At 69.5% G+C, this 12,907-nt stretch carries 10 protein-coding genes; 7 read left to right on the top strand and 3 right to left on the bottom strand.

The window, feature by feature from the left end:
* Window positions 1–44: 44 nt before the first annotated feature.
* Complete coding sequence (locus BUQ68_RS06120) at window positions 45–1,151, bottom strand: polyamine ABC transporter substrate-binding protein (protein ID WP_095407288.1); 1,107 nt, start codon at window positions 1,149–1,151, stop codon at window positions 45–47.
* A gap of 205 nt (window positions 1,152–1,356) precedes the next feature.
* A complete protein-coding gene (locus BUQ68_RS06115; protein ID WP_245293173.1) occupies window positions 1,357–2,727 on the bottom strand; it encodes a glutamine synthetase family protein in 1,371 nt (456 codons plus the stop codon).
* Between the two features lie 200 nt (window positions 2,728–2,927).
* Here BUQ68_RS06115 and BUQ68_RS06110 point away from each other — a divergent pair, with 200 nt between their 5' ends.
* The 4 genes from BUQ68_RS06110 to BUQ68_RS06090 all read left to right on the top strand — a co-directional run bounded on the left by BUQ68_RS06110 (window position 2,928) and on the right by BUQ68_RS06090 (window position 9,266).
* A complete protein-coding gene (locus tag BUQ68_RS06110; RefSeq protein ID WP_083656329.1) occupies window positions 2,928–3,671 on the top strand; it encodes a GntR family transcriptional regulator in 744 nt (247 codons plus the stop codon).
* 205 nt (window positions 3,672–3,876) lie between these two features.
* Entirely contained in the window at window positions 3,877–5,268 is a 1,392-nt protein-coding gene (locus BUQ68_RS06105) for a glutamine synthetase family protein (protein ID WP_075215038.1), read from the top strand.
* A 151-nt stretch (window positions 5,269–5,419) separates the two neighbouring features.
* On the top strand, window positions 5,420–6,805 hold the full coding sequence (locus BUQ68_RS06100) for an aspartate aminotransferase family protein (protein WP_075215037.1): 1,386 nt from the start codon (window positions 5,420–5,422) through the stop codon (window positions 6,803–6,805).
* Between the two features lie 1,165 nt (window positions 6,806–7,970).
* Window positions 7,971–9,266, top strand: coding sequence for an NAD(P)/FAD-dependent oxidoreductase (locus tag BUQ68_RS06090; RefSeq protein WP_245293172.1), 1,296 nt, complete (start codon window positions 7,971–7,973; stop codon window positions 9,264–9,266).
* 12 nt (window positions 9,267–9,278) lie between these two features.
* On the opposite strand, the gene BUQ68_RS06085 is transcribed toward BUQ68_RS06090, so the two are convergent.
* Window positions 9,279–9,830, bottom strand: coding sequence for a BLUF domain-containing protein (locus BUQ68_RS06085; RefSeq protein ID WP_075215035.1), 552 nt, complete (start codon window positions 9,828–9,830; stop codon window positions 9,279–9,281).
* 322 nt (window positions 9,831–10,152) lie between these two features.
* Between BUQ68_RS06085 and BUQ68_RS06080 the strand changes: the two genes are divergently transcribed.
* From BUQ68_RS06080 to BUQ68_RS06070, 3 genes are read left to right on the top strand one after another with little or no spacing between them, the layout of a single operon-like run.
* On the top strand, window positions 10,153–10,455 hold the full coding sequence (locus BUQ68_RS06080) for a DUF2849 domain-containing protein (protein WP_075215034.1): 303 nt from the start codon (window positions 10,153–10,155) through the stop codon (window positions 10,453–10,455).
* Between the two features lie 48 nt (window positions 10,456–10,503).
* Window positions 10,504–12,159 (top strand): nitrite/sulfite reductase, encoded by a 1,656-nt coding sequence (locus BUQ68_RS06075; RefSeq protein WP_075215033.1) that lies wholly within the window; start codon window positions 10,504–10,506, stop codon window positions 12,157–12,159.
* Window positions 12,149–12,907: a phosphoadenylyl-sulfate reductase gene (locus BUQ68_RS06070; protein ID WP_075215032.1), complete on the top strand. Its 759-nt coding sequence runs from the start codon at window positions 12,149–12,151 to the stop codon at window positions 12,905–12,907. The genes BUQ68_RS06075 and BUQ68_RS06070 overlap by 11 nt, the downstream gene beginning before the upstream one ends.

Below are 12,907 nucleotides of genomic sequence, written 5' to 3'. Positions count from 1 at the left end.
AAACGCCCGGCTTTTCGGGCCGGGCGCTTCATGGAGGGGCGGGATCAGGTGCCGGTCTTCACCGACGTCCACACCCGGGTCAGCACCCGCTGCGACCGCGGGTCGTAGGGCGAGATGGTGAAGAGGCGCTCCACCACGTCCGCCGGCGGGTAGATGGCCGGGTTTTCCAGGACCGCCTTGTCGAGGAACTGCTGCGAGGCGAGGTTGCCGTTGGCGTAGGCGACGTAGTTGGACGCCTTGGCGATGACCTCCGGCTTCAGGAGATAGTCGATGAAGGCGTGCGCCTCGTCCACATTCTTGGCGTCGGCCGGGATGGCGAGGTTGTCGAACCACATGTACGTGCCCTCGGTGGGGATGTGGTACTCGATCGTCACGCCGTTGTTGGCCTCCTCGGCGCGGGCCTGGGCCTGCAGCACGTCGCCGGACCAGCCGAGCGCGAGGCAGATGTCGCCGTTGGCGAGCGCGTTGATGTACTCGGAGGAGTGGAACTTCTTGATGTTCTTGGCGGCCTCCTTCCAGAGTTCGCCCGCGGCCTCCAGATCGGCGGCGTCCTTGCTGTCCGGGTCCTTGCCCATGTAGCGAAGCGCGATGGCGAGCGTCTCGTCCGGCGCGTCGAGGGCGTAGATGCCGCAATCCTTGAACTTCGCGGCCCACTCCGGATCGAAGATCATCTTCAGGCTGTCGACCGGCGCGTCGGGCGCGATCGCCTTGATCTTCTCCACGTTGAGGCCGATGCCGGTGGTGCCCCACATGTAGTTCACCCCGTACTCGTTGCCGGGGTCGTACTTGCCGAGGCGCTCGGCGATCTGCGGCCAGACGTTGCCGATGTTGGTGAGCTTGGCCTTGTCCAGCTTCTGGAACACGCCGGCCTGGATCTGGCGGGCGAGGAAGGGACCGGTCGGCACCACGACGTCGTAGCCCGAACCGCCGGCGAGCAGCTTGGTCTCCAGCAGTTCGTTGCTGTCGAACACGTCGTAGACGACCTTGATGCCGGTCTCCTTGGTGAAGTCCTCCAGGATGGAATCGTCGATGTAGTCCGACCAGTTGTAGACGTTGACGACGCGCTCCTGCGCCACGGCCACGCCGCCGGCCACCAGGGCGATGGCGGCCGCGATGCCGGCCAACGCCGACGTTTTCACTTTGCTGTTCATCGACTTGTCCTCTGACTGTGCCGTCCCGATCGGCGCGGGTGAAGGGTCGTACGGGTGGGTCTCAGCCGGCCGGTCCTGGCGGTATGGAGCCCATGTTTTCTCGTCAATCCGGATTATGCAAGTTCGTTCATCATGCCTGTCGCCGCATCAGACGTCGGTCTCGCCGTGGGGCGGCCGGGCGGGGCCACCGCCTTGGTTCGCCACCTCAGAGATATGTGGACCGCTCCAGGGGCGAGATCTCCTCCAGGAAGGTGCGCATCTCGGCCCGTTTCAGGGCGGCGAACAGGCGGCGGTATTCGACGCCGAAGGCGCGGCGGATGAAGTCCGACGTCTCGAAGGCCCGGATGGCGCCCTCCATGGTGGACGGCAGAGCCGGGTCGCTGGCGTCGTAGCCGTTGCGGTCGCAGGGCGGCGGCGCGGCGGCGGCGCGCTCCAGCCCGTCGGCCATGCCGTTGAGGACGGCGGCGAGCACCAGGTAGGGGTTGGCGTCGGCGCCGGCCACCCGGTGCTCGATCCGGCGGGCGGCCGGCTCGGACATGGGCACGCGCACGGCGACCGAGCGGTTGTTGTGGCCCCAGGTGGCGCGGGTGGGCGCGTAGGAGCCGGGCTGCAGCCGGCGGAAGCCGTTCCAGGTGGGGACGAACAGGATCGTGGAGGGCGCCATGGCGTCGACGAGACCCCCGACCGCCTGGGTGAGGCGCGCCTCGCCGACGCCCGGCGCCGAGAAGGCGTTGGCGCCGTCGCCGTCGATCAGGCTGACGTGCACGTGCATGCCGTTGCCGGCCCGCTCGATGAAGGGCTTGGCCATGAAGGTGGCACGGAGGTGGTGCTTGCGGGCGACCTCCTGGATCAGCCGCTTCAGCATGACGGCGTCGTCGGCGACGGCGAGCGGGTCCGGCCGGTGCTTGAGGTTGACCTCGAACTGGCCGGGGGAGGCCTCCGACACGATGGTGTCGAGCGGCAGGCCCTGGACAAGGCCGGCGGTGCGGATCTCGTGGAAGAGGTCGGAGAAGGCGGAGAGATCGGAAAGAGCGTAGATGTTCTGCCGCTCCGGGCCGCAGGCGCCGGAAAGGACCGCGCGGGGCGCGTCGTCCGGCCGTTCCACAGCGCGCGGATCGACGAGGTAGAACTCCAGCTCGAAGGCCGCGACCGCCCGGTAGCCCGCGCGGGCGAGCCGCTCCACCGCGAAGGCGAGCTGCTGGCGCGGATCGGCGAGGAAAGGGATGCCCGTCTCGGTCCACATGGTGAGCATGGCCTGGGCGGTGGGCCGGGCGGCCCAGGGCACGAGGCGCAGGCTGTCGGGCACCAGCCGGCAGAGGCCGTCGCGGTCGCCGGTCTCCACGTGGAGGCCGGTCTCGGTGACCTCGCGGCCCCAGATGTCGAGGCCGAAGAGGCCGAGGGGGAAGTTGACGCCGGCCTTGGCGGCCTTGGCGAGCGACGGGGGCGGCGCCCACTTGCCGCGGAGGACGCCGTTGGTGTCGGGGATGAGGTATTCGACCCCCTCGATATCCGGATGGGCCTTCAGAAAGCGCGAGACCTCGTCCTTGGCCGGGTTTTCGGTGAGCGCACGTCCCAAGATGACCTCGCCGGTCGGGCGGCCGGACCGCCTTCAAGGCGGACGCGACGCGCCGGAAAGCGGGCTGGTGGGCCATGGATCCGCCCTGCCGGTGCCCTGTTCTTTCCTGTTGCACGGTGACTGCAATGTGATCACAACTAAGACGGGGCGGTCAAGCGCGGAGCGTGGGGAATGCGGACGGTCATCGGGTCGCGGGCGCCATGAAGACGGGCGCCAAGACGGGCGCCACCGGGGCGGTCGGCGCGGGGCCGGACGCGGGCGAGCGGCCGGAGGCGCATGCCCGGACGGGGGTGCGCGACCGGGTGACCGAGGCGCTGCGCGCGGCGCTGATCATCGGCCGCATCCAGCCCGGCCGGCCCATGACGCTGCGCGGCCTCGCCGATGAGCTCGGCACCAGCCCGATGCCGGTGCGCGAGGCGATCCGGGGCCTTGCGGCGGAGCGGGCGCTCGACATTTCGGACAACGGGCGCATCCAGGTGCCGCGGATGACCGAGCAGCGCTTTGCCGAGATTCTGAAGGCGCGGGCGCTGCTGGAGCCGGCGGCCGCCATGCTGGCGCTGCCGAACCTCGACCGGAAGGACGCGCCGCGCCGGCTGCGCGCGCTCGACGACCAGGTGGACGCGAGCCTTCGCGACGGCAACGTGGAGGCCTACATGCGGCACAACCACGCCTTCCACTTCGCGCTCTACGAGGCTTCCCGGTCGGACGTGTTCCTGCCGCTGATCGAGAGCGTGTGGCTGCGCTTCGGGCCGTTCATGCGCATCGTCTACGGCCGGGTCGGCACGGCGGGCCTCGTCGACCACCACAAGGCGGCGGTGGCGGCGGTGGCGGCCGGCGACGCGGAGGCGCTGGGCGAGGCGATCCGGCTCGACATCGCCGAGGGCATGGCGCTGATCCGCGAGGCGCTGGTGGCCGGGGCCGCCGACTTCGCCGGCCCGCGCTGACGGCGGCGGGCGCCGGGACGGCCGAATTGACACGGCGCGCGTTTGTGATCACAAAAGGACGGCGCCGCGATCCGGCGCGACGCTTTCGGCCGCGCCGGGATGTGAGTTCGGGTGCCACGCTTCCGGTCGCGCCGGGGGTGGAGCCGCGGGCGGCGAGGGTGTAAGCCCGTCCGACGGTGAAACAGCACGCGAAAAGACGGATGCCATGACGACGAACGGCGACGACGCGAAATCCGCCCGGCGGGGCGTGACCTCCATCGAGGAGGCGCAGGCCTGGCTGTCGGAGCGCGGCATCGAGGACATCGAGTGCATGACGCCCGACCAGGCGGGCGTGGCGCGCGGCAAGCTGATGCCGGCCGACAAGTTCTTCACCGGACCGGTGATGTCGATGCCGTCGTCCATCTTCACCCAGACCATCACGGGCGAGTATCCGGAGGAGGACGAGAGCTTCAAGCACGACCCCAACGACGGGGACATCCAGCTGAAGCCGGACTTCTCCACGCTGGCGGTGGTGCCCTGGGCCTCCGACCCGACGGCGCAGATCATCCACGACGCCTACACCCGCGACGGCCGGCCGGTGGACATCGCGCCGCGGCAGCTGCTCCGGCGGATCCTCAACCTCTACGACCGCCAGGGCTGGAAGCCGGTGGTGGCGCCGGAGATGGAGTTCTACCTCGTCCGCCCCAACACCGACCCGGACTATCCGCTGGAGCCGCCGGTCGGCCGCTCGGGGCGCTCTGAGAGCGGGCGGCAGTCCTACTCGATCCAGGCGGTGAACGAGTTCGACGACCTCTTCGACGACATCTACGACTATTCGGAAGCGCAGGGCCTGGAGATCGACACTCTCATCCACGAGGAGGGGGCGGCGCAGATGGAGATCAACCTCCGCCACGGCGACCCGCTGCAGCTCTGCGACCAGGTGTTCCTGTTCAAGCGCACCATCCGCGAGGCGGCGCTCCGCCACGACATGTACGCCACCTTCATGGCCAAGCCGATGAGCCGGGAGCCCGGCTCGGCCATGCACATCCACCAGTCGCTGCTCGATCTTGAGACGGGCAAGAACATCTTCTCCGACAACGACGGCAACCCGACGCCGGAGTTCTTCCAGTTCATCGCCGGCCAGCAGCGCTACCTGCCCTCGGTGATGTGCATGCTCGCCCCTTACGTGAACTCCTACCGCCGGCTCGCCCGCCACACGGCGGCGCCGATCAACGTGCACTGGGGCTACGACAACCGCACGGTGGGCCTGCGCGTCCCCAACTCCAGCCCGCAGGCCCGGCGGGTGGAGAACCGGGTGCCCTCCTCCGACGCCAATCCCTATCTCGCCGTCGCCGCCTCGCTTGCCTGCGGCTACCTCGGCATCCAGGAAGGCCTCGACCCGGAGAGCCCCGTGGACGGCTCCGCCCGCGAACTCCCCTTCGGCCTCCCCCGCGGCCTCCTGGAGGCCGTCGCCCTCTTCGAGGAGACCGAGGAACTCGCCGAGATCTTCGGCACCCGCTTCGTCTCCACCTACCGCGCCATCAAGCAGCAGGAATTCGAGACCTTCATGAAGGTGATCTCGAGCTGGGAGCGGGAGTATTTGTTGTTGAGTGTGTAGGGGGAGGCTGTAGGGAGTAGGCAGTAGGCAGTAGGGAGGTCGAGCGAGGGGACGGACCTTCGCCCTTACTCGTTGCCGACACTTCAAACGCCGGAACCTCCACTGCCTACTGCCTACTGCCTACTGCCTCACCTACTCGGGAACCCCCACAATGCCCGCCTCCAACACCTACCCCACCGCCCACTACCGCGCGCTCGATGCGGCGCATCATCTGCATCCGTTTTCGGATACGCGGGCGCTGAATGCGGATGGGGTGCGGGTGATCGTCAGGGGCGAGGGGGTGTGGCTGACGGACAGCGACGGCAACCGGATCCTCGACGGGATGGCGGGGCTCTGGTGCGTGAACATCGGGCACGGCCGGCCGGAAATCGGCGAGGCGGTGAGCCGGCAGATGGCCGAGATCTCCTACTACAACACCTTCTTCAAGACGACCCATCCGCCGGCGGTGGATCTGGCGGCGCTGCTCAAGTCGGTGGCGCCGGAGGGCTTTAACCGGGTGTTCTTCACCGGCTCCGGCTCGGAGAGCAACGACACGGTGGTGCGCATGGTGCGCACCTACTGGGCGACGCTCGGCAAGCCGGAGAAGCAGATCATCATCGCCAGGCGAAACGCCTATCATGGCTCCACCATGGCGGGCGCCTCGCTCGGCGGCATGAAGCCGATGCACGCGCAGGGCGGCCTGCCGATTCCGGGCATCCACCACATCGCCCAGCCCTACTGGTTCGACGAAGGCGGCGAGATGACGCCGGACGACTTCGGCGTCTGGGCGGCGGAGGAACTCGGCCGGGCGATCGACGCGCTCGGGGAGGACAAGGTGGCGGCCTTCATCGCCGAGCCGATCCAGGGGGCGGGCGGCGTCATCATCCCGCCGGCCACCTACTGGCCGACGGTCGCCCGGATCCTGAAGGAGCGCGACATCCTGTTCGTCTCCGACGAGGTGATCTGCGGCTTCGGCCGGCTCGGCCGCTGGTTCGGCTCGGCGTATTTCGGCACCAAGCCGGACCTGATGCCGATCGCCAAGGGCCTTTCGTCCGGCTACCTGCCGATCGGCGGCGTGATGGTCAACGACAAGGTCGCCCACGTTCTGGAGGAGACCGGCGACTTCAACCACGGCTTCACCTATTCGGGGCACCCGGTCGCCTGCGCGGCGGCCATCGCCAACCTCACCATCCTCAAGGAGGAGAAGCTGGTGGAGCGGGTGGCCGACGACATCGGGCCCTACCTGCAGGCCAAGTGGCGCGCGCTCGCCGACCATCCGCTGGTGGGCGAGACGCGCATGATGGGCCTGATGGGCGCGCTGGAACTCGTGCCCGACAAGGCCTCGCGTCGGCGCTTCGAGGGCGACGGCAAGGTGGGGCTGATCTGCCGCGACATCTCGTTTTCCAACAACCTCGTGATGCGGGCGACGCGCGACAGCATGATCATCTCGCCGCCGCTGGTGATCACCCACGGCGAGGTCGACGAGCTGATCCGCCTCGCCACGCTGACGCTGGACCAGACGCACGCGGAGTTGAAGCGACAAGGGCTGATGGGGTGAGCGGGGGGATGCTGGATGACGCGACAGGTCTGGTGTTCGCGACCAATACGGCAGCCGGCTTGGGCGGACACGACGTCACCCCTCCGCCGTCATGGTCCGCGAAGGCGGACCACCTAAGCTTTTCAGAGGGTGGGCGGTTGGCGCATGGGCTGCGGGCCGGGGTGAATGCGTGGATGGTCCGCCTGATGCGGACCATGACGATCGAGGGTGGGGGGACGCGGCGGCGGGACGTGGCTGGCGCGGCGGGTTTGGTGCCTGCGACCCGCGCGGTGGCCGGCTTGGGCGGACTCGACGCCACCCCTCCGCCGTCATGGTCCGCGAAGGCGGACCACCTATGCTTTTCAGAGGGTGAGCGGTCGGCGCATGGGCTGCGGGCCGGGGTGAATGCGTGGATGGTCCGCCTGATGCGGACCATGACGATCGAGGGTGGGGGGATGCGGCGGCGGGACGTGGCCGGCGCGGCGGGTTTGGTGCCTGCGACCCGCGCGGTGGCCGGCTTGGGCGGACACGACGCCACCCCTCCGCCGTCATGGTCCGCGAAGGCGGACCACCCACGCTTTTCAGAGGGTGAGCGGTCGGCGCATGGGCTGCGGGCCGGGGTGAATGCGTGGATGGTCCGCCTGATGCGGACCATGACGATCGAGGGTGGGGGGACGCGGCTGCGGGATGTGGCCGGCGCGGCAGGATGGGTGTCTGCGACCCACGCGGTGGCCGGCTTGGGCGGACACGACGCCACCCCTCCGCCGTCATGGTCCGCGAAGGCGGACCACCCACGCTTTTCGGGGGGTGAGCGGTCGACGCAGGGGCTACGGGCCTGGGTGAAGGCGTGGATGGTCCGCCTGATGCGGACCATGACGATCGAGGGTGGGGGGACGCGGCTGCGGGATGTGGCTGGCGCGGCAGGATGGGTGTCTGCGACCCGCGCAGTGGCCGGCTTGGGCGGACACGACGCCACCCCTCCGCCGTCATGGTCCGCGAAGGCGGACCACCCACGCTTTTCGGCGGGTGAGCGGTCGGCGCATGGGCTGCGGGCCGGGGTGAATGCGTGGATGGTCCGCCTGATGCGGACCATGACGGCGGAGGGTGTGGGGGCGCGATCGCGTTTGCTGGCGGGCGTCGGCATGGGCGCGGCCGCTTCTGCTCGCAGCGCACGGATGGTGTTTCCATGATGCCGACGGCTTTCATGCCGCCTGAGGGGCGGGCGCCGCATGCGGCGTCCTGGTATGCGGCGAGTGCCGGGTACATGCCGGGGCATCCGCCGCTGAAGGGCGCGCGGTCGGCGGATGTGTGCGTGATCGGGGCGGGGTATACGGGGCTGTCGGCGGCGCTGACGCTGGCGCGGGCCGGCTACGACGTGGTGGTGCTGGAGGCCAACAAGGTGGGCTGGGGCGCCTCCGGGCGGAACGGCGGGCAGATCCACACCGGCCATCGGCGCGATCCGGACTGGATGGCGGCGCGCCTGGGCGAGCCCGCGGCGCGGCGGCTGATGGCGCTCGCCGACGAGGCCTGGCATTTCCAGCGAGCGCTGATCCGCGATCACGGGATGGCGGTGGACCTTGCCGACGGGCTGATCCACGGCATCCACAAACCGCGCTGGGTCGACGAGGCCAGGCGCGAGGCGGACCACCTGACGAAGCACTGGGGACTCGGGCCGATCCGCTTCCTCGACAAGGCCGAGACGGCCCAGCGGCTGGGCACGGACGTCTACCACGCGGCGACGCTGGACCCGAAGGGCGGGCACCTGCACCCGCTGAAGTTCGCGCTCGGGCTCGCCAAGGCGGCGCGCGAGGCGGGCGCCATCATCCACGAGGACAGCCGGGCGCTCTCGATCCGCCACGGCGCCAAGGTGACGGTGACGACGCCCGGCGGCACGGTGACGGCGGACACGCTGGTGCTGGCCGGCAACGGCTATCTCGGCGGGCTCGACCCGGAGACCGACGCGCGGGTGATGCCGCTCAACAACTTCATCCTGACCACGGCGCCGCTGGAGGCGGATCTCATCCCCGGCAACGAGGCGGCGAGCGACACGCGCTTCGTGGTCTACTACTGGCGCCAGACGCCGGACCGGCGTCTCCTGTTCGGCGGCGGCGAGACCTTCACGCCGAAGTTTCCCAAGGACGTGGCGAAGTTCGTGACGCGGCACATGACCGCCATCTACCCGCGCCTGAAGACCGTGCCGGTGGACTATGCCTGGGGCGGCACACTCGGCATCACGGTCAACCGGCTGCCCTACGTGCGCCGGCCGAAGCCCAACGTGTGGGTGGCGGCCGGCTATTCGGGCCAGGGCGTGATGCTGGCGCCCTTCGCCGGCCATGTGCTGGCGGAGGCCATCCGCGGTGTGACGGAGCGGTTCGACGCCTTCGCGGACATCCCCTGCCCGCCGTTTCCGGGCGGGACGCTGATGCGCTGGCCGACGCTCGTCGCGGCCATGAGTTGGTTCGCGCTTCGCGACCGGATCTGAGGACCAAGGCCGTCAGCGGGCGATCGTCTCCAGCGGCTTGCGGCCGTCGAGGCTCTGGTTGCCGAACACCGGCGTGACCTTGATGACCTCGCTCGGCTCGCCGGCGGAAGCGGCCGGCGCGGGCGGGCGCGCCTGCTGGCCGTTGTCCAGCTTGGCGAAGTCGGCGAGGAGGCCGCTCAGGCTGTCGGCGCTCATCCGGCCGGGATCGAGGCCCTGGGTCAGCCCGTAGCGCAAGTAGAGCCGGTCGATGATCTCCGAATGACCGGCGTAGAAGGACGTCCATTCGTCGAACTTCCGTTCGTCGATTGTTCCAGCGGCCAGAATCGTCAGGTTGGCGGTGCGCTTGTCGCGGGCGATCCGCACCAGAAGCGAGGACAGACGTCGCCGATCACCTTCGATGACACCGACGAAATACTGCTCGTTGAAGCCGAGCACGCCGGTGACGCCGGCAGCGGGGTTGTTCTTCAGGCCGGAGGCGACGATCGCCTTCAGCTCTTTTGCCAGGGGAAGGCCGAGCTCCCGGATCTTGTTTTCGCTGTAGTAGACCAGCCTGTGCAAGTACATGACCGTCTTCCTCGCAGTCTTTAGTCTTATGCTACGCGTCAGGCCTGAACCCGACATGAAGGCGATCCTTCGATTTGTTTCGATTCCTGCCATAAACCGCGATTTTTGCGCGAAGTCGGCGATGCGGACACCTCCGATGAGCCGATTGACCGCGCCCGGAGGCCGCGGCCGGCCTTGCGCCCGGCTTTCCAAGGGGACGCTGCGATGCGGAAACGCTTTCCGCCCCGTTTTGAAGAATTAGAAAGTGCGACGCCGCAAAGTGCGGCCGGATCGCGTATGTCTGTCGTTTGAAGCCACGCATCCGCAGCCGACGAGACCGTTCATGCCGCAAATCGTCACCGCCAACGACCTCATCAGTGGAGACGTGGTGTTCCGCACCGCGGACGGCGCCTGGGCGCGGGACGTGAACGCGGCGGGCGTGCTCGCCGACAAGGCCGGCGCCGAGGCCGCCCACGCGGCGGCGCTCGCCGACGTGAAAGCCGCCGTGGTGGTGGACGTGGCGCTGATCGACGTGACCGCCGCCGACGGCAAGGTGGTGCCGGTGAAGCTGCGCGAACGCATCCGCGCCTTCGGCCCCACGGTGAAGGCGGACTACCGCGCCGACCTGAAGCCCTACGTCGCCTGACCCGTCCGCCGTTCCACGCCGCCCGATCTCCAGTCCGAGTTGCCGCCCATGTACCGCTACGACGAGTTCGACGCCGCCTTCGTGCATGAGCGCGTGGCCCAGTTCTCCGACCAGGTGTCGCGCCGCGTTGCCGGCGAGATGACCGAGGAGGAGTTCCGGCCGCACCGGCTGATGAACGGACTCTATCTGCAGCTGCACGCCTACATGCTGCGCGTCGCCATTCCCTACGGCACGCTGAACGGCCGGCAGATGCGCCGGCTCGGCCGCATCGCGCGGGTCTACGACAAGGGCTTCGGCCACTTCACCACGCGCCAGAACATCCAGTACAACTGGCCGGCGCTCAAGGACATTCCGGCCATTCTGGCGGAACTGGCCGAGGTGGAGATGCACGCCATCCAGACCTCGGGCAACTGCATCCGCAACGTGACGGCGGACCACTTCTCCGGCGCCGCCCGCGACGAGGTGGCGGATCCCCGCCCCTATGCGGAGATCCTGCGCCAGTGGTCGAGCATCCACCCGGAATTCTCCTTCCTGCCGCGGAAGTTCAAGATCGCCGTCAGCGGCGCCGCCCACGACCGGGCCGCGATCCGGGTGCACGACATCGGCCTCGAAGTGCGCCGCAACGAGGCGGGCGAGATCGGCTTCCGGGTGCTGGTCGGCGGCGGCCAGGGCCGCACGCCCATGCTGGCGCGCGAGGTGAACGCCTTCGTGCCGGAGAAGGACCTTCTCGCCTACGTCGACGCGATCATGCGCGTCTACAATCTCTACGGGCGGCGGGACAACAAGTACAAGGCGCGCATCAAGATCCTCGTCCACGAGACCGGCATCGACGAGCTGAAGCGGCAGATCGAGGCGGAGTTCGCCGCCATCAAGGGCGGCGTGCTGACCCTGCCGGCCGACGAGGTGGCGCGGATCGAGGCCTATTTCGCCCCGCCGGTGCTGGCCGAGAAGCCGGCGACGAGCGCGGCCTTCGAGGCGGCGCGGGCGGCGGACCGGGACTTCGACCGCTTCGCGCGGGTGAACCTCCACCCGCACAAGGTGCCGGGCTACACCTCGCTCACCATCTCGCTGAAGCCGGTGGGCGGCATTCCGGGCGACGCCTCGGCGGACCAGATGGACGTGGTGGCCGAGCTCGCCGAGCGCTACGGCTTCGACGAGGTGCGCGTCAGCCACGAGCAGAACCTGGTGCTGCCGCATCTGGCGCTCGACGACGTGCACGCGGTCTGGTCGGTGCTGAAGGAGAACGGGCTGGCCACGGCCAACGCCGGGCTGGTGACCGACATCATCGCCTGCCCGGGGCTCGACTATTGCGCGCTCGCCAACGCCCGGTCGATCCCGGTGGCGAGCCGCATCTCCGAGCGGCTGGGCGATCCGGACCGGCAGGAGGCGATCGGGCCGCTGTCGATCAAGATCTCCGGCTGCATCAACGCCTGCGGCCACCACCACGTGGGCCACATCGGCATCCTCGGCGTCGACAAGAAGGGGGTGGAGATGTACCAGCTCACCCTCGGCGGCAGCCCGGACGAGACGGCGGCGATCGGCGAGATCGTCGGCCCCGGCTTCGACAGCGACCAGATCGTGGACGCGGTGGAGACGGTGGTGGACACCTACATGCGGCTGCGCGCATCGCCCGACGAGACCTTCCTCGCGGCCTACCGCCGGGTGGGCGAGGCGCCGTTCAAGGAGGCCCTCTATGGCGCTTGACGCTCTCGACATCGGCGCGGGGCTTGCGAGCGACGCCCTGAAGGCGGAGGCGCGGGCGCTGACGGCGCGCGCCGACGGGCTCGGCGCGGAAGCGGTGCTGAGGCTCGCCCGCGACCACTTCGGCGCGGGCCTTGCGCTCGTCTCCTCGTTCGGCGCCGACAGCGCCGTGCTCCTCCACATGGTGGCGACCATCGATCCGGCGACGCCGGTGATCTTCGTCGACACCGGCAAGCTCTTCGGCGAGACGCTGCGCCACCGGGACGCGCTGGTGGCGCGCCTCGGCCTCACCGACGTGCGCTCGGTGAAGCCGGAGCCGGCGCGGCTGGCGGCCGTCGATCCGGAGGGCACGCTCTGGTACCGCGACACCGACGCCTGCTGCGGCGTGCGCAAGGTGGAGCCGCTGGCGCTGTCGCTCACGGGCTTCGATTGCTGGATCACCGGGCGCAAGCGCCACCAGGCGGAGACGCGGGCGAACCTTGCCCTCTTCGAGGCGGACGGCGACAAGCTGAAGGTGAACCCGCTCGCCGGCTGGACCTCCCGGGATGTGGAGGCCTACCGGGTCGCGCACGACCTGCCGGCCCATCCGCTGGTGGCCGACGGCTACCGGTCGATCGGCTGCATGCCCTGCACCGACCGGGTGGCCGAGGGCGAGGACGAGCGGGCCGGCCGCTGGCGCGGCAAGGCCAAGACGGAATGCGGCATCCACCTCGGCCTTGCCGGCCGCGAAGCCTTCGGCAGCGGGATCTGA

This window comes from Mongoliimonas terrestris (assembly GCF_001927285.1).
Lineage (GTDB): Bacteria > Pseudomonadota > Alphaproteobacteria > Rhizobiales > Pleomorphomonadaceae > Chthonobacter > Chthonobacter terrestris.
Note: the sequence above shows the minus strand (reverse complement) of the source record. Positions and strands in the feature narration are given on the sequence as shown.

What these genes read in the sequence shown, in the direction of transcription:
- BUQ68_RS06110 (WP_083656329.1), top strand. Translation starts at nt 2,928, where the DNA reads ATGAAGACGGGCGCCAAGACGGGCGCCACCGGGGCGGTCGGCGCGGGG.
- BUQ68_RS06085 (WP_075215035.1), bottom strand. Translation starts at nt 9,830, where the DNA reads ATGTACTTGCACAGGCTGGTCTACTACAGCGAAAACAAGATCCGGGAG.
- BUQ68_RS06120 (WP_095407288.1), bottom strand. Translation starts at nt 1,151, where the DNA reads ATGAACAGCAAAGTGAAAACGTCGGCGTTGGCCGGCATCGCGGCCGCC.
- BUQ68_RS06070 (WP_075215032.1), top strand. Translation starts at nt 12,149, where the DNA reads ATGGCGCTTGACGCTCTCGACATCGGCGCGGGGCTTGCGAGCGACGCC.
- BUQ68_RS06080 (WP_075215034.1), top strand. Translation starts at nt 10,153, where the DNA reads ATGCCGCAAATCGTCACCGCCAACGACCTCATCAGTGGAGACGTGGTG.
- BUQ68_RS06075 (WP_075215033.1), top strand. Translation starts at nt 10,504, where the DNA reads ATGTACCGCTACGACGAGTTCGACGCCGCCTTCGTGCATGAGCGCGTG.
- BUQ68_RS06090 (WP_245293172.1), top strand. Translation starts at nt 7,971, where the DNA reads ATGATGCCGACGGCTTTCATGCCGCCTGAGGGGCGGGCGCCGCATGCG.
- BUQ68_RS06105 (WP_075215038.1), top strand. Translation starts at nt 3,877, where the DNA reads ATGACGACGAACGGCGACGACGCGAAATCCGCCCGGCGGGGCGTGACC.
- BUQ68_RS06100 (WP_075215037.1), top strand. Translation starts at nt 5,420, where the DNA reads ATGCCCGCCTCCAACACCTACCCCACCGCCCACTACCGCGCGCTCGAT.